A 21,091-nucleotide genomic window follows, 5' to 3' on the forward strand; every position below is an offset into this window, starting at 1 on the left:
TTATGATTGGAGGATGTCTATGCCGGTGGAACAGCTAGTCGAACAAGCGCTGTCGCTGCCCGCTGAAGCACGTGCCTTGCTGGCGGATCGGTTGGTTGAGAGCTTGGATCCGGTCGACGAACACGAGATCCAAGCACTATGGGCCGAGGAGGCAACTCGACGGCTCGATGATGTCCGAAGCGGACGGGTCGACACCATACCCGCCGCTCAGGCCATCGAACAGGTCCGCCGATCCCTCGAGCATGAGGATTGAGTTCCATCCCGCAGCTCTTGTCGAATTCCAGGAAGCCTCTCATCACTATGCCGAGAAGCGGCCTGGACTGGAAAATCGCTTCATCGATGCGATCCAAAGCGTCCTCGCAAGGATTGCCGAGGCGCCGCGTCGACATCGCGTTTTAGCAGGAGACGTGCGGCGATGCCTGACTCATATCTTTCCATATGCAGTGCTGTATACCGTCGAGCCTGATCACATCCTCGTCGTCGCAGTCATGCATTGCCGACGCAAACCCGATTATTGGTCTGGTCGGGTCTGATCGAGCGCATCCCCACCGGATGCGCTCGATCGACCGGTAAAACCCCGTCCAGCGACTAAGGGCGGGGTACGCCCTTACCTGCGGCGCCGAACTCGGGGAGGTCCCGGTGGCGTGCGGGCAGATTCCGGAAGGCGACGAGCAGGCCTGCACTTCCGGCTGGACTGGGAGGCCGTGGTAAGCCCGGTGGTCGACTTCGCGCTCGGCCGGCCGGAGGTGGACGCCGACCGGCCGACGCTCATCGGCACCGACCTCGGCGACTGCCTCGCCGCCCGAGCGGCCGCTTTCGACCATCGCATCGCCGTCTGCATGTTGCACGACGGCGTCTACAGCTTTCATGCGCCTTTCGCGGACATCGCGAAGACGGTCGAAACAGATCCCCGGCGGACTGGAGGCCGTGATGGCGCAGAATACCCAGGCGCGCTGGGCAATTCACAACGGCCCGTGGACCGCGGGGACGAGGGCGGCGGCGAGCACTGCCATGGGGGCGCGACCGCCCTGTTCCACCAGACTGGCCGGGTGGCGTGCTCGCCGCGTGACTCGATCTACAGGCTCAGGACCGTCGCGGCGGCGGTTCCCGGGGCGCCGTAGACCTGGGCGTAGCCGACGCGGGGGTTGCCGGGAACCTGGTGTTCCCCGGCCGTGCCGCGCAGCTGCTGCACCAGTTCGTAGACCTGGCGGATGCCGGAGGCGCCGATGGGTTCGCCGTTGGCGATCAGGCCGCCGTCGGTGTTGATCGGCAGGCGGCCGCCGATTTCCGTGGCACCCTCGGCCAGGAGCTTTTCCTGGTCGCCGTCGGCACAGAAGCCGTTCTCGGCCATGTGGATCAGCTCCGCGCCCGCGTCGGTGTCCTGGAGCTGGATCACGTCGACGTCCTCGGGGCCGATGCCGGCGGCCTCGAAGGCGGCGCGGGAGGCGTAGACGGTCGGCGAGACGTCCTCGTCGACCGCGGCCCAGGTGCTGTGCACCTCGTAGGCTCCGTAGCGACGCGTGCGGATCGCGGTGGAACGCAAGTAGACCGGGGTGGAGGTGTACTTGTGGGCCAGGTCGCCGCGGCACATGATCACCGCCGCCGCACCCTCGTCGGGAGCGCAGAACATGTACTGGGTGAGTGGATAGTTCAGCATCGTCGCGTTGAGGATGTCGTCCTCGGCAATAGGCTTGCGGCGGAAGGCATTCGGATTCAGCGCACCGTTGCGAAGGTTCTTCGCGGCGATCTTGGCGAGGGTTCGCTGGGAGATGCCGTGGTCGGTGAGGTAGCGATTGGCCTTGATACCGAAGAACTTCGTGGTGACGAACTGACCGTTCTCCGCGTACCAGCCCGGCAGGCCCAGCTTGGCGGGATCGTCGGTGAACGCGCCGCGCGGATGCTTGTCCAGGCCCACCGCGATGCCCAGATCGTAGCGGCCCGAACGGATCGCCTCGGCGGTCTGCTCGATCGAACTCGCCGCTGTCGCACACGCATTGAACACGTTGGTGAACGGAATTCCGGTCAGCCCGACCAGCCGGGTCACCGCGTCCGGATTGCTCACCTCGTAGCTGCCGCCGAAGCCGAACTGGATGTCCTTCCACTCCACCCCGGCGTCGGTGAGGGCGAATTGGATGGCGTCGGCGCCCATTTCGATGGCCGACTTGGTGAATCGGCCGAACGGATGCAGGCCGACACCGATGATGGCAACGCCATGATCGTTCATAGGAAGCTCCTTCAGGCGGGCCGGAACGCGACGGTCATGACCTCGTCGCCCGCATCGTCGGTGTACAGCGGGACGAACGTCAACTCGAGCTCCATGCCGATCTTCAGCTCGGCCGGGTCGGCGGTGGTCAGCCGCGTCTCCACCCGCACCTCGTCGCCCAGTTGCACCAGGCCGACGCCGAACGGCTCGAAGGTGTCGGCCGTCTCCTTGCCCGCATAGGGCAGCTTCGGTACGAAGCCCTGTGTCGTCCAAGCGACCAGCGTGCCCTGGGTGGGCAGCAGCCGATCGGTCATATCCGGCCCGCTACAGCGCGGGCAGCGCCCCTGCTTGGGCCACGTCACCGCGCTGCACGAACCACACCGACTGCCGATGAGCTGGGGATTCGTCGCGGGCCACGTGGACGCTTCGGGCGCGAGCGCCTTGGCCATATGCCCTCCTCGTATATCTGTGAATGTCGAGTTGTGTATCAGACGGCCGGGACTTCGATGACCGTCGCCGAGCCCATACCGCCGCCGGCGCACATCGCCGCGATCCCGAAACCACCACCGCGCCTGCGCAGCTCGTGCACGAGGGTGACGATCATGCGGGCGCCCGTTGCCGCGACGGGATGGCCGAGCGAGCATCCGCTGCCGCTGAAGTTGACCGAGTCCGGGTCGAGGTCCAGTGCGCGGATAGAGGCGACCGGGACCGCGGCGAAGGCCTCGTTGATTTCCAGCAGCCGCACGTCCGACAGCGAGATACCCGCCTTGGCAACGGCTTTGGTGATCGCCTCGATCGGGGCCAGGCCGGTGACGGCCGGATCGACGCCGACCGACGCCCAGGACCGGATGTAGCCCAGCACGGGCAGCCCGAGCTGATCGCTCGCCACGGCCAGCGCGGCCGCGCCGTCGTTGGACCCCGAGGCGTTACCGGCGGTGATGCTGAAACCCTCGATCTCCGGATGCAGGACCTTCAGGCCGCCCAGCCGTTCCATCGAGGTGTCGCGGCGCGGATGCTCGTCCACGGCGAACAGCCCGTGCGGCGTTTCGATGGGGACGATCTCCTCCTTGAACCGTCCCTCATCGATCGCGGCGATGGCGTTGCGGTGCGAGCGCAGTGCCCAGGCGTCCATGTCCTCGCGCGAAAGGCCCGCCCGCACGGCGGTATTCCAGCCGACGGTGATCGACATGTCCATGGTCGGCGCGTCGGCGCGCTCGGGATGCGACGGCGACACCCACGGGTCGATCCACTCGTCCTCGCCCGCTTCGTTCTTCCCCACCCGGTAACGCGATCGCGGCGAGGTGGATTCGGAGTTCACGCCCCCGGCGATCACCAGATCCTGCATCCCGGCGCGGATTCCGGCGGCAGCGGTCTGCACCGCCGACATTCCCGCCGCGCAGTGCCGGTTCAACGCCAGGCCCGGAACGTTCGTCAGGCCGGAGGTGAGGGCGGCGTGCCGGGCGATGACCCCGCCGCCGTAGCGGCCCTCGGCGATGATCACGTCGTCGACACGGCTCGCGTCGATCTCCCCCACGACGGCGGATACGACATGGTGGGCCAGATCGAAGGCGGTGGTGTCGCGCAGGGTGCCCTTGCGGGCGGTGCCGATCGGCGCACGCAGCGCGGACACGATGACTGCTTCAGGCATTGGTGTTCTCCAGTTCGGCGACCAGGTTGCGACGCAACAGTTTTCCGGTTTCGGTTTTGGGAAGTTCGGGGCGGAACACGATGGTGTCGGGGGTCTTGGAGGAGCGCAGACGGGTGCGGGCCCATTTCTTGATCTCGGCCGGGTCACCCTGGCCGACCAGCACCGCAACCAGCCGCTGTCCCCATTCCGGATCGGGCACGCCGATCACCGCGACCTCGGTGATGCCGGGATGTTCCAGCAGCACGTCCTCGATCTCGGCCGGGGCGATGTTCTCTCCACCCCGGATGATGGTGTCGTCGGCGCGGCCCTCGATGAACAGGTACCCCTCGTCGTCCAGATGACCGAGGTCGCGAGTGGGGAACCAGCCCTGCTCATCCAGCGTGGCGCTGCCGTTGCCCTCGCCCGCCGCGCGAGCGCCGTACTCACCGGAGATCTGCTCTCCGCGCACATAGACCAGTCCGGTCTCGCCGACGGGCACGGCTTCGCCTGTCTCGGTGCGAATCTGGAACTCGACGCCGGGCAGCGCGCGCCCCACCGAACCCAGCCGCTCGCGTACGCCCGGATCATCGGAGGCGAAGGCGGTGCGATGATCCTCCGGCCCCAGCACGGCGACCGAGGACGCGGTCTCGGTGAGCCCGTAGGCGTTCACGAATCCGGTGTGCGGGAATACCCGCAGGGCGCCCTCCAGCACCGGTCGCGGCGTGCGAGATCCACCGTACGCCAGCGACTCCAGGGTCGGGGTCGCCGCATCACCGCCGTCGAGGGCCGCGACGATGCGAGCCAGCATCGTCGGCACCAGCATCGCGTGCGTAATGCCCTCGCGTCGCACGGTTTCCAGCCAGTCGTTCGCCTCGAACGCGGGCAGATACACCACGCGACGTCCGGAGTAGAGATTGGACAGCAGGTTCGTCAGTCCGGCGATGTGGTACGGCGGAACCGACACCAGCGCGGCGTGATTCGGATCCGCGAGGCCGAATTCCATGGTGTTGAGCAGATAGGCCATCAGATGCCGGTGCCGCAGCAGTGCGGCCTTGGGCGCGGAGGTGGTGCCGCTGGTGTAGATGATCACCGCGACAGCGTCCGGATCCCACGGCGGATTCGGCGCCTCGTCGTCCAGGACCGCACCGGGGTCCACGAGATCGTCCAGATCCTCGGGCCGCACGACCAGCGCACCCGGGTGCCGTTCCAGCAGGGCGGCCAGTTGCTGCTCGCCGAGCCGGTAGTTCAACGGCACGAACGGGACCCCCGCCAGCGCCGCCCCGAACAACGCCACCGGATACGCCAGGTGGTTCGTGCCGAGGTAGAGCACCGCCGATCGGTCCTGAAACCGCTGTGCCGCGCGGCGGGCATAACCGAGCAACTCGTCCGCACGCAGCGACCGATCACCAACCGTGATCACCGGCCGAACGGCGTCCCCCTCGGCGCCCGCCGCGGCCGAGGCTGCCATGTCCAGTACCATGCTAATGTTCATGAGAACATCATTCTCTCAGCAAGAGAGTCATAATTTCAAGGAGAGGGTAGCGATATGCAGATCACAGGGAGTTCCGCCATCGTCGTCGGCGGTACCGGCGGCCTCGGTGAGGCCACCGTGCGTCGTCTGCATGCGGCCGGCGCCCAGGTAGTAGTCGCCGACGTCAACGACGAGAAGGGCAAAGAGCTGGCGTCCGAGCTCGGCATCCGCTACGTGCATACCGACGCGACCAGCGAGGAGTCGGTGAACGCCGCCATCGCCGAGGCGCAGTCGCTGGCACCCTTGCGCATCTCGGTGGACACCCACGGCGGCCCGGCCACCGGCGGCCGCCTGGTCGGCAAGGACGGCGCCCCCCTCGCGCTCGAGGGATTCCGCACCACGGTCGAGTTCTATCTGACCGCGGTCTTCAACGTGCTGCGCCTCTCGGCCGCCGCCATCGCGAAATCCGAACCGCTGGAGGAGGGTGCGCGTGGCGTCATCGTCAACACCGCCTCGATCGCCGGATACGAGGGCCAGATCGGCCAGCTCCCCTACTCCGCCGCGAAGGGTGGCGTCATCGGCATGACCCTGGTCGCCGCCCGCGACCTGTCCCCCCTGGGCATCCGCGTGGTGACCATTGCCCCCGGCACCGTCAACACCCCCGCCTACGGCAAGTCCGCAGACCAGCTCGAGAAGTACTGGGGCCCGCAGATTCCCTTCCCCAAGCGCATGGGCCGCTCCACCGAATACGCCCAGCTCGCCCAGTCCATCATCGAAAACGACTATCTCAACGGCGAAATCATCCGCCTCGACGGCGCGCTGCGCTTCCCGCCGAAGTGAGCGGGGCCGACCAGCCGCTGGCGGGCAAGGTGGCCTTCGTGGCCGGGGCGAGCCGCGGCATCGGCGCGGCCATCGCCCAGGCCCTGGCCGCGGCCGGCGCATCGGTCGCGGTGGCCGCCCGCACCGAGACCGAGGGCAAGCTCCCCGGCACCATCGGCGAGGTGGCCGACCGCATCACCGCCGCGGGCGGGCGCGCACTGGCGATCCCGTGCGATGTGACCAATGAGGATTCGATCGAGAGCGCCGTTGCCACAACGGTTTCCGAATTCGGTGGTATCGACGTCCTGGTCGCCAACGCGGGCGTGCTGTGGATGGGCCCCATCGCGTCCACCCCGCTCAAGCGCTGGCAACTGTGCCTCGACGTCAATCTCACCGGCGTCTTCCTGGTGACGAAAGCCGTGATCCCCCACCTGAAGTCGCGCGGCGGTGGCTCCCTGATCGCCATCACCACCACCGGCGTCGAGATGATCGACCGGGGCGCCAACGCGTACTGGGTCTCCAAGGCCGCCGTGGAACGCCTCTACCTGGGCCTGGCTTCGGACCTGAAGTCCGACAACATCGCCGTCAACTGCCTGAGCCCCTCCCGGGTCGTGCTGACCGAGGGCTGGGCGGCCAACGGCGGCCCCGAAATCCCGGCCCATATGGTCGAGCCTCCCGAAACCATCGCCCGCGCAGCGGTTCTGCTGGCCGGCCAGGACGCGACTGGCGTGAGCGGCACCGTCCAACGCTCGGAATCGCTTGTCCCCCAACTCGAACCTTAGCTCGTGCTTCAGCCTCGTGTGGCCCTCCGGCATCGCCGGGGGCCACACGGCTCTTATCGACGGCGGGATACGGGGTTCACAGCGGATCTACAGGCCGCATGCGGGATGTATTCAGCGACGGAGCCAAACATATACCCATGAAAGCTCTTTCCCTGCTCTCGATTTCCACGCTCGCAGTGGCGGGCCTGACGACAGTCGCGGCTGCGACGGCAGGTACGGCCGACGCAGCTGTCCCAACCGCCCCCTCGCCGAATCCTCCAGCGCCCGTGGCACACAGCGCCTCGATACCCGCGGCGCAACCGGTCGACGCCCTCAGCACCTACAACCAGGATTATTCCAATCTCCAGACGCAGGAAGGCCAGGCCGCTCTGCCCGCACTGGCGATAGGCACCGGCATCGGCTGTGTGGTCGGCGGAGTGCTGGGTTTGCCGACAGGGGTCGGCGAGATAGTCACCCTCCCCCTCGGCTGCCTGACGGGCTTTGCTCTGGGCGCCGGCGTCGCATCGATCGCCACCGGTGCGGTGGCGGCCGCCAACGCGAATCGGCTGAACAGCGAATGCTTGGCCGCGAGGCTGCCCGCATTCGACTGCCCGTGGCCACAGCAATATACGACCCCGTAATGGTTCGCGTGCCCGCGGCCGCTTCGGAACCGTTCAGTGTGCGGCGAAGATCTGCTCCATCACAGGGCCGATTTCAGCCCGGAGCCGGTCAGAATGACGACCGTGGTTTCGCGTGCCGCAATGACTCCGGTCGCGAGGTAGTGATTCAGCGCGGCCGCCGCGACCGCGCTGGTGGGTTCGGCGTACAGGCCCCGGGCGGCCAGTTCACGGACGGCCGAGCGTATTTCGGTTTCGGTGACGGCCACCGCGCCTCCGTTCGAGCGGCGGACAGCCGCCACGACCTCCGGAAGGCGCACGGGGTGGGCGATCGAGGCGCCCTCGGCGATGGTCGGGGTGCGCGCAGCGCGGTCGGCGAGGTCCCGGCCGTTGACGGTGTCGGCGATGGTGGCCCAGTGTTCGGGTTGGCCGACCAGCAGCCGGGGACGGCGATCGATCATTCCGGCGGCCAGCAACTCGGTGAAGGCGATGTCACAGCCCAGGACGAGGCTGCCCGCCCCGGCGACCAGAACGATAGTGTCCGGGGCGGCGTGACCGAACGTTTCCCACATCTCGTAGGCGATCGTCTTGACGCCCTGCAGGAACAGGGGGTGCCAGTTGTGGCTGGCGTAGGGGATCCGCTCGGACTGGCGGATCGCCTCGTCACCTACGGCGTCGCGAGTGCCTTCGACGAGCTCGATCTGCGCGCCGAAGGCCCGTGACTGCATGACCTTGGCCGGTGATGTCGATTGCGGTACCAGGATTTTCGCGGAGATTCCGGCCGCGGCCGAATAGGCGGCGACGGAGGTCCCGCCGTTGCCGGAGGAGTCCTCCAGCACGCGCGCGGCGCCCAGCGACCGCAGATGCGACATCATCACCGACACGCCGCGGTCCTTGAAGCTGCTGGTCGGGTTGAACCATTCGAGCTTGAAATGGATCCGGTGACCGCGCCAGTCGAGCGCGGGCATCGGGGTGAAGCCCTCGCCGAGGCTGATGCGGTGCCGGGGATCGACGGGGATCGACGGCTGGTAGCGCCAGAGGGACCGTTCGGCGGTGTCGATCCGGTCGGGGGCCGGGCCGGTCACGGGGCTCAGCATGAGCGGGGAACCGTCGACGCCGCGCCAGTCCGGGCCGGCTACGTCGTATCGGTTGCCGGACCGGTCGTAGAGGTACGGAGCATCGGTCTGGGCGGAGATCATCGATGCTCGATTCCTTCGTACTCGGCTCGCCGGGTCCGGCCGGCCCGGTCGCGGCTCACGGTACCGGCGACCGGTCCGAACCCGATCGGGCGGACTACCCTTTTCCCCCGGTGAGTTTCGCCATGGAGGTCGCGAAGTCCTGGCTCTGGAAGGTCAGATCCTCCGCGGTGAGCGCGAAGTCGAGGGTGGCCAGCACCGCGCGTTCCAATTGCAGGTTCAGGATGCGCTTGGTGGCCTCGACCGCCTGCTGCGGGAGCTCGAGAATGCGGTGGGCACAGACCAGGGCCTCGGCCACCGGATCGGCGACCACGTGATTGGCCAGGCCCATCTCCCGGGCGCGGGCCGCGGGGATCCGGGCGCCGGTGATGGCGTATTCCTTGGCCAGCAGCAGGCTGGTGTGCAGGGGCCAGGTGAGCGGTCCGCCGTCGGCGGCCACCAGGCCCACCTGGACGTGCGGGTCGGCCAGATGGGCGGTCTCGGCCATATAGACCAGATCACTCAAAGCGACCAGGCTGCAACCCAATCCGACCGCCGGACCGTTGACCGCGGCGATCACCGGGATGCGGCAGCGGGCCATGCCCAGCACGATGTCGCGGCCGTCGGCAATGGATTTCGCGCGCAGGTCGGCGTCGGTGCGCAACTCCTCCAGATAGGTGAAATCGCCTCCGGCGGAGAAGGCCCTGCCCGCGCCGGTGAGGACCGCGACGCGGGCCTCCCGGTCGGCGGACAGCCGCGGCCACAGGGTGGCCAGGCCGTGATGCAGGTCGTCGTTGACGGCGTTGAGCTGGTCGGGGCGGTTCAGGGTGATGATCCGCAGCGCGCCTTCGGCTTTCACCTGAATTTCGGCGGGCATATCGTACATGTCAGGCTCCCAGTCCGAGGATGCGTCCGGAGATGATGTTCTTCTGGATTTGCGAGGTGCCGCCCATGACGCTCTGCGCGCGGCTGTACATGTACGCGCCGAGCAGTTCCGGGTCACGGGTGCCGCCGACGGCGAGGGCAGCGTGGCCGACCGCCTGGTCGACCCAGGTCATCAGCAGCTTGTCCAGCGAGCCGTCAGGGCCGTGGGTGATTCCGTCGAGCTGTTCGGACAGCCGGCGCCGCACGTGCAGCCGCAGCATCTCCGTTTGCACCGCGGCCCAGGCCAATTCGTCCGGGGCCGGGCCGTCGACCCGGGATGCCAGCTGGCGCACCAGTTTCGCGTAGCGCGCGGTGAAACCCAATGTGGAGGGCTCGCGTTCGTGGCCGACCACGGTCATGGCCAGCGGCCATCCCTCTCCCGGCTCTCCGACCATCTGGTCGGCAGGGACACGGGCGCCGTCGAACAGCACCTGTCCGAATTCCTTCGTGACGCCGCTGATCATCTTCAACGGACGCTGTTCGACGCCCGGTTGTTTCATCGCGATGACGAACGCCGAAATCCCCTTGTGCCGCGGGGCGTCCGGATCGGTGCGAGCCAGCAGCAGGCACCAGTCTGCGACGTCGGAATAGCTGGTCCAGATCTTGTGACCATGAATGACGTATTCGTCGCCGTCGCGAGTCGCGGTGGTGCGCAACGATGCCAGGTCCGATCCCGCGCCCGGCTCGCTGAAGCCCTGGCACCAGCGTTCGCTGCCGTTGATCATCCCGGGCAGGAAGCGCTGCTGCAGTTGCCTGCTCGCGTGCCGTCCGAATCCGGCGACCAGATACCCCAGACCGGGCCGCGGCGGTGCGCTCGCGACGGCAAGTTCCTCGTCCAGGATGACGTCGTAGACCGGCGGCAGATCCTGCCCGCCGAACTCCCGCGGCCACGACAGGCCGAAGAATCCGGCCTCGTACAGCGCGCGATGCCATTCGCCCTGACGGGCCCAATACTCGTCACCGGAGGTCGGGAAAGTTCCGGCGATCCCGTCCAGCCAGTCCCGCAGCCGAGTGCGGAACTGGGCCTCCTCCGGCGAATCACGATAGTCCACAGTCGATCTCCTCCAGACGCACGGGGAACAGTTCGGTCGAGGTCAGCGCACGCCGCAGATAGACGTGAGCCAGGCATTCCCAGGTGTTGCCGATGCCGCCGTGCACCTGGATAGCGGTCTCGCAGATGGTTCGCGCGGCGCGGGCGCAGTAGAGTTTCGCGATCCGCGCCGCCTGAATCGCCTCCGACACAGGCAGTTCGTCCACGGCCCAGGCGGCGTGGCGCAGCACGCTGACCGAGCCCTCGATCAGCGCCTGGCTCTCCGCGAGCAGATGCGCCACGGCCTGGTACGAGCCGATCGCATGCCCGTACTGTTCGCGGATTTTCGCGTACTCGACCGCCGACGCCTGTGCGCCGCGTGATGTTCCGAGCAGATCGGCGGTGGTCGCCACCAGCGCGAGGGCGAACCAGCGCCCGGCCCGCTCGTCGGACAGCTCGCCGATCGGTTCCGGCTTGCCCGTGACGACGGCGTCGACGCGGGTGAGGTCAGCGCCCGGCAGGCGATCCCCGACCGTGGCCGCTTCGAGCCGGTCGCCGGAGACCATCAGCGCCCGATCCGCGCCGAGCGCATCGATCGCGCGGCCGTCCACCGCCACGGTCCACCGCTGGCCGTCGATCTGACCGCGCAGATCGTCGGCCAGCACCGGGCCCAGGAAGGGCACGTCCACCAGGCCGCGGCCGAATTCCTCGGCCACCAGCGCCACCTCGACCCCCGACGCGCCGTCCGAGCGCAACGCGCGCCATCCGGTGGTGTCCACGACCTTCTCCAACCGGGCCGCGCGGGCGGCGTCGTCGAGGTCGGCGACCGATCCCGGTCCCAGTTCGGTGGCCAATTTGGCTGCGGCGTCGCGCAATTGGCGCTGCTCATTCGTCAGACGAACGTCCATACTGCTCCTTCAGAATTCGGCGCAACACCTTGCCCGACGGCAGGCGTGGGATCTCGGACACGAACATCACCGCGCGCGGACGCTTGTAGTGGGCCAGTCGCTCGCTCACCAGGGCGACCAACTCCTCGGCGGTGACCGGTGCGGACCGGGAGACCGCGGCCACGATCGCCTCGCCGTCCTGCGCGTCGACACCGAACACCGCGCAGTCCGCGACGGCCGGATGGCCGTGCAGCACGGCCTCGATCTCGGCGGGCGCGACCTGGAAGCCACGCACCTTGATCATCTCCTTGGACCGGTCGGTCAGGCGTACCCAACCGTCGGCGTCGACGCTGCCGACGTCTCCGGTGCGGTACCAGCCGTCGACGAACGCGGTCTCCTCTCCGGGGAGATATCCGGCCATCAGCGAATCCGAGCGGGCCTGGATCTCACCGATCTCCCCCGCCGCCACCGGGTTTCCGGTCTCGAGCGACAGCACCCGCAGTTCGACGCCGGGCGCGGGCTTGCCGACGCTGTCCAGCCGCGCGCCCCGGATCGGATTGCACGCGATCACCGGCAGCTCGCTGGCGCCGAAGGCGGGCAGCCAGGCGACACCCGTTCGCGCGGTGACGGTTTCGGCCACGCTGACGGTCACCGGCGTCGCGCCCCACATGATGAAGCGCAGCGAGGACAGATCGTAGGACTCCAGCTCCGGATGCTGGGCCAGGGCCAACGCGATGGGCGCGACGGCCATCTCGACCGTGATCCGATCGGATTCGATGCACCGCAGCATGGTGTCGATGGTGAACCGGCGGTGCAGCCGCATCCAGGCGCCGACCCGCAGAGCGGTCACGATGTTGAGCAGGCCCAGGATATGCGCGGGCGGGGTGAGGATCTGGAGCCGGTCGTCCCGGGTCAGTTCCAGCACCCGGATCCAGTTTCGCACCGCCGCGTCGAACGAGGCGTGTGTGTGCCGGACGGCTTTGGGTAATCCGGTCGTGCCCGAGCTGAATACCAGCAGAGCGTCGGAGTCCGGCGCGGGCGTGTAATCCGCCGCCGGCACGCTCGGCTCGGGAATGGGGTCATCGAGATGCCGCATGGGCAGCAGGTCGCCGAGCACCGGAGAGTCGCCGACGGCATGGGCCGGGTTCGTGATCGCGAGCGCGTGCTCGACCTCCGCGCGCTTCCAGGCCGGGCTGAGCAGCACGACCGCCGCGCCGAGCCGCCAGATCGCCAGCAGGGCCACCACGAACTCCGGCCGGTTGGCCGACATCAACGCCACCCGGTCCCCCGGACGCACCCCGCCCCGCGCCAGCTCGTCGGCCAACCCGGACGCCAGCTGCTCCAGCTCACCGACCGTGTACTCGCGCTCCTCGAAGGCGACCGCCACCGCGCGCGCGGACAAGCGCCCGTCCGATCCTCTTCCCGCCACCGCGTCCGACGGCGCGGTCACGGCGCACCCGCGCGCAGGCCGGTCCTACTGCACCACATCGAGAGCTTCCAATCTCGTTTTCGAGAATACTATTCTCCTTACGCTAGAATGTTAATACCAGAAGGAGGATGTTCATGGCGAAACCCCCGTTGTTCCAGCGCGCGACGGTGACCCGGATCGTGAAGGAGAGCGCCGACGCCCGCACCTATGTGCTCGCACCGCACGACGGGCCGATCGCCTACCGGGCCGGGCAGTTCTGCACGTTCCGGGTGCCGGTGGATGGACAGGACCTGTTCCGCTCCTATTCGATGTCCAGCGCGCCGGAGATCGACGCCGAGCTGTTCACCACGGTCAAGCGGGTGCCCGGCGGCCGGGTCTCGAACTGGCTGCACGACAACATCGTCGAGGGCGACGAACTCGAGATGACCCGGGCCTCGGGCCGATTCTGCCTGCGTGACACCGACGTTCCGCTGCTGGGTTACAGCGGCGGCAGCGGTATCACTCCGATCCTGTCGCTGGCCAAGAGCGCACTGGCCACCACCGGCCGACGGGTCCGGCTGCTGTGCGCGGACCGGGACCGCGAGTCGGTGCTGTTCGAGGCGGCGCTGACCGAACTGGCCGATCGTTATCCGGGACGCCTCGAGGTGATCCGTCATCTCGACTCCGACGGCGGATACCTCACACCCGAGTCCATCCGGGACTTCGTCCGCGACGAGGGCGGCGCGGACCATTACATCTGCGGGCCGGAACTTTTCATGGAGATGGCCGAGAACGCCCTGACCGGAACGGGATTGGTCTACAGCGAGCGATTCGGCGTACCCGAGCCCGTGGTTCCGCCGGTGGACGACGCCTCGACGACCCCGGCCGAGCCCCAGAAGCCCGCCGTCTCCCCGGCCGTCGAGCCCGCCGCCGCGGCGGCGCCGAGCGACAGCACCGTGACGATCATCCTCAATCGCAAGAAGCGGACCGTCCCCCGCAAGGACGGCGAGACCCTCCTGGAAAGCGCCCGCCGCGCGGGCCTGGCCCCGCCGTTCTCCTGCGAGGCCGGCAACTGCGCCACCTGCATGGCCCGAGTGACCAAGGGCCACGCCACTTTACGCCAGAACAACGCGCTGACCGACGAAGAACTGGACGAGGGATACGTCCTGACCTGTCAGGCCATTCCCGACACGGACGCGATCACCGTCGACTACGAGTGAGCCGATCGGCCTGCCACGAGCATGTAGCTCCGCGAGGCGCGCCCTTGCGGAGGTTTGCACTGCTCACCCAGGGGCTTGCTGTCACTGTGCACACGTCATGATTCCGGCGGGAAATAAGAGGGAAGCACCACCCGGACCGGCTATGGTCGAGACGAATCGAAGCGCTGAAGAATACGATTCGGAATAGGCAGCTGGGCCACCCGCTATCAACGGAAATACCGGCGTTCTGGTGTGGGAAAACGGATCGCGAACAGGTACCGAGTGCCGGCCCGCGTTCGGATCGTGAACAGCTCCGATATCCGGCCCGTGTTCGAATGGCGAACAACTCGGAAATCCGCTGTCGCCAACTACGATCGGCCGATCGAAACGTCCGTTTTCCACCCGAGGCTTGTGCTATTACTGACTCCCAGTGGTAGCCCAGCGGTATCCGCCCGGTTTGCCTTCACCATGTCGCCGATGAGAAGGATAGGTGCGCCACATGGGACCGCTCACCGAACAACGAACCGGATCGCCCGCTGCGGCCCTGACGGCCGGAACATTGGTCGCCGCCTGTCTCGCGGTCTGCGTCGCGCAGGTGGGCCTGGCCATTCCGGCCGTGCTCAACGGCCTGTTCCAGACCGATCTGCACACCACCTCCTCACAGCTGACATGGATCTCGGACGCGTTCCTGGTCCCGGTCACCTTGCTGGAGTTGACCTTCGGCGTACTCGGCGACCTGTTCGGCCGCAAACGCCTCCTGGTCGGCGGCGCGCTGACGCTGGCGGTCGGTGAGCTGGTCGCCGCGTTCGCACCCGGCACCGGCGACTGGCGGGTGCTGGTGCTGTGGATCGGTCAGATCCTGGCGGGTATCGGCTCGGCCGCCCTGTTTCCCTCCACCTTGGCGATGGTCGCCGCGGGTACGCACACCATCGGTCACCGCTCGCGCGCCCTCACGGTCTGGGCGGCGTCCCTGTCCGCCGGCGGGTTCATCTCGCCGGTGCTCGGTGGTTACATCACCAAGCTGCACTGGGGTGGCGATCCCAACGCGAGCTGGCGGTGGGCGTTCATCGCGGTGGCCGCGCTGGCCGTGATCAGTGCCGTGGTGTCGGCGGTCTTCGCGGTGAGTTCCTCTGCGCCCGAGGGGCGTTCGCTCGACTGGCCCGGCCAGATCACCATCGCCGTCGCGCTGTTCGCCCTGTTGTTCGCGGTGATCCAGGGACCGACCAGCGGATGGGGCAGCGGTGAGGTGATCGGCGGGTTCGTCCTGGCGGTCGTCGCGCTGGCCGCCTTCATCGCCGTCGAGCGCCGCACACCCTCTCCGCTGTTGCAGCTGGGTCTGTTCTCCAATCGCGCCTTCGCGATGGCCTCGGTGGCAACGGTTTTCGGGATGTTCGCCTTCCTCGGAACCGCCTATGCGACGAGTATCCGGCTGTCGGCGATTCAGGGCTTCACGCCGCTGCGGGCGTCGATCGCCTTCGTCCTGTTCCAGGGCGCCGCACTGGTTCTGATGCCGGTGACCTCGCGGGTGCTCGGGCGTTTCAACCCCAAATGGGCGCTGGGCGGCGGCACGGCGCTGATCGCGGTGGGTGATTTCTGGATGTCGATGATTCCGGCGCGGGAGTCCACCGATATCGCGCCGATGATCGCGCCGTTCCTCGTCGTCGGCTGCGGATTCGCCTTCGCCGTCTCGGCATTGACCGCCGTCGCGGTGAACACCGTGCCCATCCACCTCGCCGGTATGGCCAGTGGAACCACCAGCCTGCTCAGGGATTTCGGATTCACGCTCGGACCGGCCGTCGTCGGGGCGGTCGCGTTGAGTCGTGCGGCCTCCGAGATCCACCGCAAGGTCGCCGCGAACAGCTCTGTGCAGCAGGCGCTCACAGCATTCGACAACTCACCTGCCACCGCTCCCCCGGCGCAGCGGCAGTCGGTGGCGGAGGCTGTCGGCGCGGTGAACTCCGGTCCGCTCGGCGCCAACGGGGTCCCCGGCCACATCACCTTGCCCACCGGTCGGACGGTGCCGTTCAATCCGTTGCACGACATCGCCTTTCACGCTCTGGACAGCGCCTACTCCGTCGGATACATGGTCTGCGGCGCCTGCGGCCTGATCGCGGCGGTGATCGCCCTCATCGGTGTCGGCGGCCGGGCGAGCGAACCGCTGGTGAGCGAGCAGTCCCTCGCCTGAATATCCGGTTGCGGCTCACCGCAGTTCGCGTGCCAGCTCCGCGATCATCTCCCGGGTGCGGGCCTTGGACGCGCGCAGTTCGTCGAGGCTGTCGCCGATCGGAAGCAGGCGCACCGACAGGTCCGTGGCGCCCGCGTCGGCGTAGCGTCGCAGCCCCGCCGCGATGTCGGATTCCGTTCCGGCGATGCAGATATCACCGACATCGGTGGCGTCACCCTGGTCCAGCAGGCGCTGGTAGTTCGGGGAGACCTCGGCCTCACCGAGAATGCGGTTGGCACGGGCTTTCGCCTCGGCGACCTCCGACGGACGGCACAGGCATACCGGCAGTCCCGCGACGACGCGCGGGGCGGGGCGGCCGGCCTCGGCGGCCGCCTTGGTGATCTTGGGGACCACGTGGTCGGCGATCGCGCGTTGGTCGGCCAGCCACAGGATGGTGCCGTCGGCCCGCTCCCCGGCCAGGCGCAACATGACCGGGCCGAGCGCGGCGACCAGGACGGGCATCGGCGCGACCGGGCCCAGATCCAGCGGGTTGTGCACGGTGAACGTCGTATTCTCCACGTCCACCTTCCCGGGGCCGCGCAGGCCGGCGTTCAGCACCTCCAGGTAGTCCCGGGTGTACGCGGCGGGCTTGTCGTACGGCAGCCCGAGCATGTCCCGCACGACCCAGTGGTGTGAGGGCCCGACGCCGAGCGCCAGGCGACCGTCGGTCGCCGCCTGCGCCGAGATCGCCTGGCGAGCAAGGGCGATCGGGTGCTGTGCCTGCAACGGCACCACGGCCGTGCCCAATTCGATCCGGGTGGTCCGCGTGCCCATCAGGGCAATCGCGATCAGCGCGTCGAAGTCGCTGGGTATCTGCGGAATCCACGCCGAATCCAGTCCGGCCGCCTCGGCCCACTCGATATCGGCCAGCATCCGGCTGAGCTTGCGCGCGGCATCGCCCTTCTCCGGTCCGACCATCACTCCGATACGCACGAACGCCTCCTGCCGACTTCACGAGTCCCGATGAATACGGTACTTGCCAAAAATGAGAATACCAATACCATCAAATGAAAACGGACACGTCCGACAGATGTACGGCCAGGTCACGGCATGCCCGACCCGGCAGACCGTGGTGTTCTCCGGCACCGGCCGAGGCATTCGGACCGATCATCGCGGGCGCGCCGCCCTGTTCGTCTCGACCGATCTCCCAGGAGGCGCGATGCCCGAGGACACCACGATCCGCGACCGCTACGAGGCCGGACTCCAGGTCCGCCGCGAAGTCGTCGGCGCGGAGTACGTGACCAAGGCGCTGGCCGGGGCCACCGAATTCTCGGGCCCGCTGCAGGACCTGGTCACCGAGTACTGCTGGGGCGCGGTGTGGACACGCGAGGGTCTGGACCGGCGCACCCGCTCGATGCTGACGCTCGCCATGCTGACCGCGCTCAACCGGTCGACCGAATTCGCCACCCACGTCCGGGGCGCGCTGACCAACGGCGTCACCCCCGAGGAGATCCGGGAAGTGTTGCTGCACAGCACGATTTATGCCGGAGTCCCCGCCGGAGTGGAGGCCTTCCGCATCGCCGGGCCGATTCTCGCGGAGCACGACAATGCCTGACAACCACAACGCCGTCGCGTTTCTCGGTCTCGGCAACATGGGCGCCCGAATGACCGGTCGCCTGGTAGCCGCGGGCTTCGACGTCATCGGATTCGACCCGGCCGAACCGGCCCGCCGAACCCTCATCGACGCGGGCGGCCGAACCGTGGATACCGCGGCACAAGCGTTCCGGGCGGCCGATCGCGTGATCCTGATGCTGCCCAGCACCCGTGTGGTCGAGTCGGTCCTCGACGACACCGAGATCCGTCAGGCCCTCCGCCCGGGCATGACCGTGATCGATATGAGCTCCTCCGAGCCACTGTCCACCCGACGCCTGGCCGGCGACCTGGCCGAGTACAAGGTCACCCTGATCGACGCCCCCGTCTCCGGCGGCATCGCCGGCGCCACCGCCGGCCGCCTGACCATCATGGCGGGTGGCCCGCAAGACGTGCTGTCCCAACTGGATTCGCTGTTCGCCCCGCTAGGCCAGGTCCGCCACGTAGGCGACACCGGCACAGGCCACGCGGTCAAGGCGGTCAACAACCTCCTGTCGGCGGTAAACCTCCTGGCCGCCGCCGAAGGCGTGGCCGCCGCAACACAATTCGGCGTAGACCCCGCAGTCCTGATCGAAACGATCAACGCCGCCAGCGGTCGCAGCGCCGCCACCGAACTGAAATTCCCCCAGGCCATCCTCCCCGAAACCTACAACTCCGGCTTCGCCCTACGCCTGATGCTCAAAGACATGCGCATAGCCACCACCCTGGCCACCTCCGTAGGCCTCCCCGCCCACCTCGGCGAACAGGCCCTGGCCCTCTGGTCCGCCGCCGACGCCGCCCTGGGCGAGGGGGCTGACCAGACCGAGATAGCCCGCTGGATCGCCGAGGGCGGATCACACACGACATAGACGCTGTGTGTCTGCTCGATGGGCACGGCAGGTGTTCAGTCGACTCGAGTTGAACCGATCAACCAGCGACGAAATCGCGGTCGAGACAGCGGTAATCGAGGCGGCCCCGCCGCTCGGCGGGCGGCCCGAATCGGAGTGTCCCGTTCGCCGCGCGCAGCACTACCGACCCGCGACACCATTCTGACCTGACCTGGGAATTCACTTCTCGACTTCAGGTTACGGAATCCGATGAGCGGACCGGTAGGGTAATCGTGTGAGGCGGTTCAATACGACAGGGCCGTGCCGACCGGGGCGCGATTACATGCTTCCGGCCGAAGAGCGGCTGCCAGGGGCGCAGGCGCTCATCGATGAGGGTCTGTATTTCGTGGTGCACGCACCACGCCAGACCGGCAAGACTACGACGCTCGAGGCTCTGGCCGACACGGTGTCCGCGGCGGGTGATCGAGTCGCGATCTGCGTTTCGTGCGAGACCGCGCAGGTCGCCGGTGATGATTACGGCGCTGCCGAGGACATCGTTTTGCAGATGATCCGCAAGGCAGTCCACCGACGAGGCTATCCCGAGTCGTGGCTGCCTCCGACACCGTGGCCGCAGGCTCCGGCGGGGACACGGATCAATATCGCCCTATCGGAATGGGCCGGGCAGTGCCCGGTCCCACTGGTGCTGCCGTTCGACGAGATCGACGCCATGCTGGGGCCGAGCATGATGACGATGCTGCGGCAGTTGCGGGACGGATTCCGGGACCGGCCTGACTGGTTTCCCGCTTCGGTGGTGATTTGTGGCTTGCGGGACGTGCGTGACTACAAATTGGCGGGATGAAATCGCCACTCTGTATGGCCAGCACACCACTGATACCGGCCAGGAGTTCACCGACGAGGCCGTAACCAAGGCGCACTGCTACACCGCCAGCCAGCCCTGGCTGGTCAACGCCCTGGCCAGGGAGATCATCGTCAAGATGGGCGTGCCAGCCACGAGCCCGATCACCGGACGGCATATGGACAAAGCCAAGGAGCGACTGATCGCAACCAGGGCAACACATCTGGATTCCCTGGTGGACAAGCTCAACGATCCGCGCGTGCGCAGAATTATCGAACCGCTCATATCCGGGCGGCAGATCGACATCGACACCGCGTACCACGACGACGCCGCATACGTCCGCGACCTGGGGCTGATATCCCCGAAAAGCCCCGTCGCGGTGGCGAATCCAATCTACCGAGAGGTACTGTCGCGGGTGCTGGCGCAGCCCGTGATGGACTCGGTCACCGACCATCCCCGCAGCTTCATCCTGCCCGACGGTCGCATCGACCTGGACAAACTGCTGCGCGAATTCGTCGCCTTCTGGCGCGAATCGGCCGCCGCCGGATCGATGTCATGATCCGCAAGCCATACACCGACGCGGACGGCACGTCGGCGATGCAGCGTGAGGTGCTCGAGCTGAAGGTTGGTATCCCGGCGAATCCGATCCCATCGACGAGGGCTTGGACCAAGGCCGTGGTGTGCGGCGCTGAACACCTGCGCGACGCGGATTTCCTTGTAGGCTTGTCGCCCGTCGGTGGATGTGCCGACGGCACAGTTGATTACGTTGTCAGAGCGCTGGAGATTCATGCCCGAGCCCTATTTCGCCCCGGATCAGCTCGACGAAACCGGTTGTCCCGCTTGGATCACCGAGTTCGCGGGGACCGAATACGATGCCAACCATATGGTGCACGTCGTGCGCGATATCTACCCCGCCGAGGCGCTGGAGTTACTGGGCGCCGATCCGGAGGAGATCAGGCCTTGCGTCCTGCCTACCAGGGATCCCGGTGAGAAGACGTCGCTGGCCCGGGCGGCCATCCACCCGCTGAATCCCATCGTGGTACTCATCGCGGCCCGTATCGGCGAGTGGACGTTCATCTACGACGATCTGGGCGAGACCGGGTGCCTGTGGCACCTCGAGCAGCAGCCGCCGGTGGACTCGACCGCGGCACTGTCCACCAAAGGTGGGGTAGCCGCGACCGCCGCCGTCTCGATCACCGGGCATATCGGCTTCACCTACGCGGTCGACGGCGACATCAAGGTCTGGCACAGCGACCGCGGCTTCGAGGCCACCGATCTCGAGAACGACGCACCGGCAGAGGTACGGGCCGCAGCCGAGGCCGCGGGCACAATCCAGGCCGAGCCCGACGACGGAATCACCATGCGCATGATCTGCGCCCTCACAGGCCTCCCCCGCACCATGAACGAACTCCGCGAAATCCCCCTGCTCATCGTCCCCCACGAATCCCGCCCCTACCTCTTCGGCTGAGGATGCCGACGAGCCGGTGGTGACCG

23 protein-coding genes are annotated in these 21,091 nt (G+C 67.6%); 13 read left to right on the forward strand and 10 right to left on the reverse strand.

The window, feature by feature from the left end; all coding sequences use genetic code 11:
- Nucleotides 1–13: 13 nt before the first annotated feature.
- From JZ791_RS05215 to JZ791_RS05225, 3 genes are all read left to right on the forward strand, one after another.
- Entirely contained in the window at nt 14–253 is a 240-nt protein-coding gene (locus JZ791_RS05215) for an addiction module protein (protein ID WP_216893003.1), read from the forward strand.
- Entirely contained in the window at nt 243–533 is a 291-nt protein-coding gene (locus JZ791_RS05220) for a type II toxin-antitoxin system RelE/ParE family toxin (protein ID WP_216893004.1), read from the forward strand. Before JZ791_RS05215 ends, JZ791_RS05220 begins: the two co-directional genes overlap by 11 nt.
- A gap of 111 nt (nt 534–644) precedes the next feature.
- Nucleotides 645–1,121, forward strand: a complete 477-nt coding sequence (locus JZ791_RS05225; RefSeq protein ID WP_216893005.1) for an alpha/beta hydrolase family protein — start codon at nt 645–647, stop codon at nt 1,119–1,121.
- Here JZ791_RS05225 and JZ791_RS05230 read toward each other — a convergent pair.
- Genes JZ791_RS05230 through JZ791_RS05245 form a run of 4 tightly spaced genes read right to left on the reverse strand, consistent with a single transcriptional unit; the run spans nt 1,076 to nt 5,322 of the window.
- Nucleotides 1,076–2,224: a thiolase family protein gene (locus JZ791_RS05230; RefSeq protein ID WP_216893006.1), complete on the reverse strand. Its 1,149-nt coding sequence runs from the start codon at nt 2,222–2,224 to the stop codon at nt 1,076–1,078. The genes JZ791_RS05225 and JZ791_RS05230 overlap by 46 nt on opposite strands.
- Nucleotides 2,225–2,235: 11 nt before the next feature.
- On the reverse strand, nt 2,236–2,652 hold the full coding sequence (locus JZ791_RS05235) for a Zn-ribbon domain-containing OB-fold protein (protein WP_216893007.1): 417 nt from the start codon (nt 2,650–2,652) through the stop codon (nt 2,236–2,238).
- Nucleotides 2,653–2,690: 38 nt separating this feature from the next.
- Nucleotides 2,691–3,851 carry a thiolase family protein gene (locus tag JZ791_RS05240; RefSeq protein WP_216893008.1) on the reverse strand — a complete coding sequence of 387 codons (1,161 nt, stop codon included), beginning with the start codon at nt 3,849–3,851 and terminating at the stop codon, nt 2,691–2,693.
- Nucleotides 3,844–5,322, reverse strand: a complete 1,479-nt coding sequence (locus tag JZ791_RS05245; protein ID WP_216893009.1) for a class I adenylate-forming enzyme family protein — start codon at nt 5,320–5,322, stop codon at nt 3,844–3,846. Before JZ791_RS05245 ends, JZ791_RS05240 begins: the two co-directional genes overlap by 8 nt.
- A gap of 54 nt (nt 5,323–5,376) precedes the next feature.
- Here JZ791_RS05245 and JZ791_RS05250 point away from each other — a divergent pair, with 54 nt between their 5' ends.
- The 3 genes from JZ791_RS05250 to JZ791_RS05260 all read left to right on the forward strand — a co-directional run bounded on the left by JZ791_RS05250 (nt 5,377) and on the right by JZ791_RS05260 (nt 7,522).
- The gene (locus JZ791_RS05250; protein ID WP_216893010.1) at nt 5,377–6,141 is read left to right on the forward strand and encodes an SDR family NAD(P)-dependent oxidoreductase; all 765 of its coding nucleotides are present in this window, start codon (nt 5,377–5,379) and stop codon (nt 6,139–6,141) included.
- Complete coding sequence (locus JZ791_RS05255; RefSeq protein ID WP_308162784.1) at nt 6,138–6,902, forward strand: SDR family NAD(P)-dependent oxidoreductase; 765 nt, start codon at nt 6,138–6,140, stop codon at nt 6,900–6,902. The genes JZ791_RS05250 and JZ791_RS05255 overlap by 4 nt, the downstream gene beginning before the upstream one ends.
- 137 nt (nt 6,903–7,039) lie before the next feature.
- Nucleotides 7,040–7,522, forward strand: coding sequence for a hypothetical protein (locus tag JZ791_RS05260; protein WP_216893011.1), 483 nt, complete (start codon nt 7,040–7,042; stop codon nt 7,520–7,522).
- 59 nt (nt 7,523–7,581) lie between these two features.
- Here the strand turns inward: JZ791_RS05260 and JZ791_RS05265 are convergent, their stop codons facing one another.
- The 5 genes from JZ791_RS05265 to JZ791_RS05285 form a co-directional block, all read right to left on the reverse strand.
- Complete coding sequence (locus JZ791_RS05265; protein ID WP_216893013.1) at nt 7,582–8,697, reverse strand: threonine synthase; 1,116 nt, start codon at nt 8,695–8,697, stop codon at nt 7,582–7,584.
- A 94-nt stretch (nt 8,698–8,791) separates the two neighbouring features.
- Entirely contained in the window at nt 8,792–9,559 is a 768-nt protein-coding gene (locus JZ791_RS05270; protein WP_216893014.1) for an enoyl-CoA hydratase/isomerase family protein, read from the reverse strand.
- Nucleotide 9,560: 1 nt separating this feature from the next.
- Nucleotides 9,561–10,649 carry an acyl-CoA dehydrogenase family protein gene (locus JZ791_RS05275; RefSeq protein ID WP_216893015.1) on the reverse strand — a complete coding sequence of 363 codons (1,089 nt, stop codon included), beginning with the start codon at nt 10,647–10,649 and terminating at the stop codon, nt 9,561–9,563.
- Nucleotides 10,636–11,535 carry an acyl-CoA dehydrogenase family protein gene (locus JZ791_RS05280; protein ID WP_216893016.1) on the reverse strand — a complete coding sequence of 300 codons (900 nt, stop codon included), beginning with the start codon at nt 11,533–11,535 and terminating at the stop codon, nt 10,636–10,638. The genes JZ791_RS05275 and JZ791_RS05280 overlap by 14 nt, the downstream gene beginning before the upstream one ends.
- Complete coding sequence (locus JZ791_RS05285; RefSeq protein WP_216893074.1) at nt 11,513–12,916, reverse strand: class I adenylate-forming enzyme family protein; 1,404 nt, start codon at nt 12,914–12,916, stop codon at nt 11,513–11,515. Before JZ791_RS05285 ends, JZ791_RS05280 begins: the two co-directional genes overlap by 23 nt.
- Before the next feature lie 161 nt (nt 12,917–13,077).
- On the opposite strand from JZ791_RS05285, the gene JZ791_RS05290 reads away from it, so the two are divergent.
- Together JZ791_RS05290 and JZ791_RS05295 are read left to right on the forward strand one after the other, a co-directional pair.
- The gene (locus JZ791_RS05290) at nt 13,078–14,142 is read left to right on the forward strand and encodes a ferredoxin--NADP reductase (RefSeq protein WP_216893017.1); all 1,065 of its coding nucleotides are present in this window, start codon (nt 13,078–13,080) and stop codon (nt 14,140–14,142) included.
- A 478-nt stretch (nt 14,143–14,620) separates the two neighbouring features.
- Nucleotides 14,621–16,306 carry an MFS transporter gene (locus JZ791_RS05295; RefSeq protein WP_216893018.1) on the forward strand — a complete coding sequence of 562 codons (1,686 nt, stop codon included), beginning with the start codon at nt 14,621–14,623 and terminating at the stop codon, nt 16,304–16,306.
- A gap of 15 nt (nt 16,307–16,321) precedes the next feature.
- On the opposite strand, the gene JZ791_RS05300 is transcribed toward JZ791_RS05295, so the two are convergent.
- Nucleotides 16,322–17,278 carry an LLM class F420-dependent oxidoreductase gene (locus JZ791_RS05300; protein WP_216893019.1) on the reverse strand — a complete coding sequence of 319 codons (957 nt, stop codon included), beginning with the start codon at nt 17,276–17,278 and terminating at the stop codon, nt 16,322–16,324.
- Between the two features lie 226 nt (nt 17,279–17,504).
- Between JZ791_RS05300 and JZ791_RS05305 the strand changes: the two genes are divergently transcribed.
- The 5 genes from JZ791_RS05305 to JZ791_RS05325 all read left to right on the forward strand — a co-directional run bounded on the left by JZ791_RS05305 (nt 17,505) and on the right by JZ791_RS05325 (nt 21,065).
- Nucleotides 17,505–17,900, forward strand: coding sequence for a carboxymuconolactone decarboxylase family protein (locus JZ791_RS05305; protein ID WP_216893075.1), 396 nt, complete (start codon nt 17,505–17,507; stop codon nt 17,898–17,900).
- On the forward strand, nt 17,893–18,783 hold the full coding sequence (locus tag JZ791_RS05310) for an NAD(P)-dependent oxidoreductase (protein ID WP_216893020.1): 891 nt from the start codon (nt 17,893–17,895) through the stop codon (nt 18,781–18,783). Before JZ791_RS05305 ends, JZ791_RS05310 begins: the two co-directional genes overlap by 8 nt.
- Nucleotides 18,784–19,084: 301 nt before the next feature.
- Nucleotides 19,085–19,600 carry an AAA family ATPase gene (locus tag JZ791_RS05315; protein ID WP_216893021.1) on the forward strand — a complete coding sequence of 172 codons (516 nt, stop codon included), beginning with the start codon at nt 19,085–19,087 and terminating at the stop codon, nt 19,598–19,600.
- Nucleotides 19,578–20,156, forward strand: coding sequence for a hypothetical protein (locus JZ791_RS05320; protein ID WP_216893022.1), 579 nt, complete (start codon nt 19,578–19,580; stop codon nt 20,154–20,156). Before JZ791_RS05315 ends, JZ791_RS05320 begins: the two co-directional genes overlap by 23 nt.
- Before the next feature lie 228 nt (nt 20,157–20,384).
- Nucleotides 20,385–21,065, forward strand: a complete 681-nt coding sequence (locus JZ791_RS05325) for a hypothetical protein (RefSeq protein ID WP_216893023.1) — start codon at nt 20,385–20,387, stop codon at nt 21,063–21,065.
- Nucleotides 21,066–21,091: the final 26 nt, after the last annotated feature.

The sequence above is a fragment of the Nocardia alni genome, assembly GCF_019038435.1.
Classification (GTDB): Bacteria; Actinomycetota; Actinomycetes; order Mycobacteriales; family Mycobacteriaceae; genus Nocardia; species Nocardia alni.

Coding starts and splice junctions, on each gene's coding strand:
- JZ791_RS05215 (WP_216893003.1), top strand. CDS start 14: ATGTCTATGCCGGTGGAACAGCTAGTCGAACAAGCGCTGTCGCTGCCC.
- JZ791_RS05220 (WP_216893004.1), top strand. CDS start 243: ATGAGGATTGAGTTCCATCCCGCAGCTCTTGTCGAATTCCAGGAAGCC.
- JZ791_RS05230 (WP_216893006.1), bottom strand. CDS start 2,224: ATGAACGATCATGGCGTTGCCATCATCGGTGTCGGCCTGCATCCGTTC.
- JZ791_RS05235 (WP_216893007.1), bottom strand. CDS start 2,652: ATGGCCAAGGCGCTCGCGCCCGAAGCGTCCACGTGGCCCGCGACGAAT.
- JZ791_RS05240 (WP_216893008.1), bottom strand. CDS start 3,851: ATGCCTGAAGCAGTCATCGTGTCCGCGCTGCGTGCGCCGATCGGCACC.
- JZ791_RS05245 (WP_216893009.1), bottom strand. CDS start 5,322: ATGAACATTAGCATGGTACTGGACATGGCAGCCTCGGCCGCGGCGGGC.
- JZ791_RS05250 (WP_216893010.1), top strand. CDS start 5,377: ATGCAGATCACAGGGAGTTCCGCCATCGTCGTCGGCGGTACCGGCGGC.
- JZ791_RS05260 (WP_216893011.1), top strand. CDS start 7,040: ATGAAAGCTCTTTCCCTGCTCTCGATTTCCACGCTCGCAGTGGCGGGC.
- JZ791_RS05265 (WP_216893013.1), bottom strand. CDS start 8,697: ATGATCTCCGCCCAGACCGATGCTCCGTACCTCTACGACCGGTCCGGC.
- JZ791_RS05270 (WP_216893014.1), bottom strand. CDS start 9,559: ATGTACGATATGCCCGCCGAAATTCAGGTGAAAGCCGAAGGCGCGCTG.
- JZ791_RS05280 (WP_216893016.1), bottom strand. CDS start 11,535: ATGGACGTTCGTCTGACGAATGAGCAGCGCCAATTGCGCGACGCCGCA.
- JZ791_RS05290 (WP_216893017.1), top strand. CDS start 13,078: ATGGCGAAACCCCCGTTGTTCCAGCGCGCGACGGTGACCCGGATCGTG.
- JZ791_RS05295 (WP_216893018.1), top strand. CDS start 14,621: ATGGGACCGCTCACCGAACAACGAACCGGATCGCCCGCTGCGGCCCTG.
- JZ791_RS05305 (WP_216893075.1), top strand. CDS start 17,505: ATGCCCGAGGACACCACGATCCGCGACCGCTACGAGGCCGGACTCCAG.
- JZ791_RS05310 (WP_216893020.1), top strand. CDS start 17,893: ATGCCTGACAACCACAACGCCGTCGCGTTTCTCGGTCTCGGCAACATG.
- JZ791_RS05315 (WP_216893021.1), top strand. CDS start 19,085: ATGCTTCCGGCCGAAGAGCGGCTGCCAGGGGCGCAGGCGCTCATCGAT.
- JZ791_RS05325 (WP_216893023.1), top strand. CDS start 20,385: ATGCCCGAGCCCTATTTCGCCCCGGATCAGCTCGACGAAACCGGTTGT.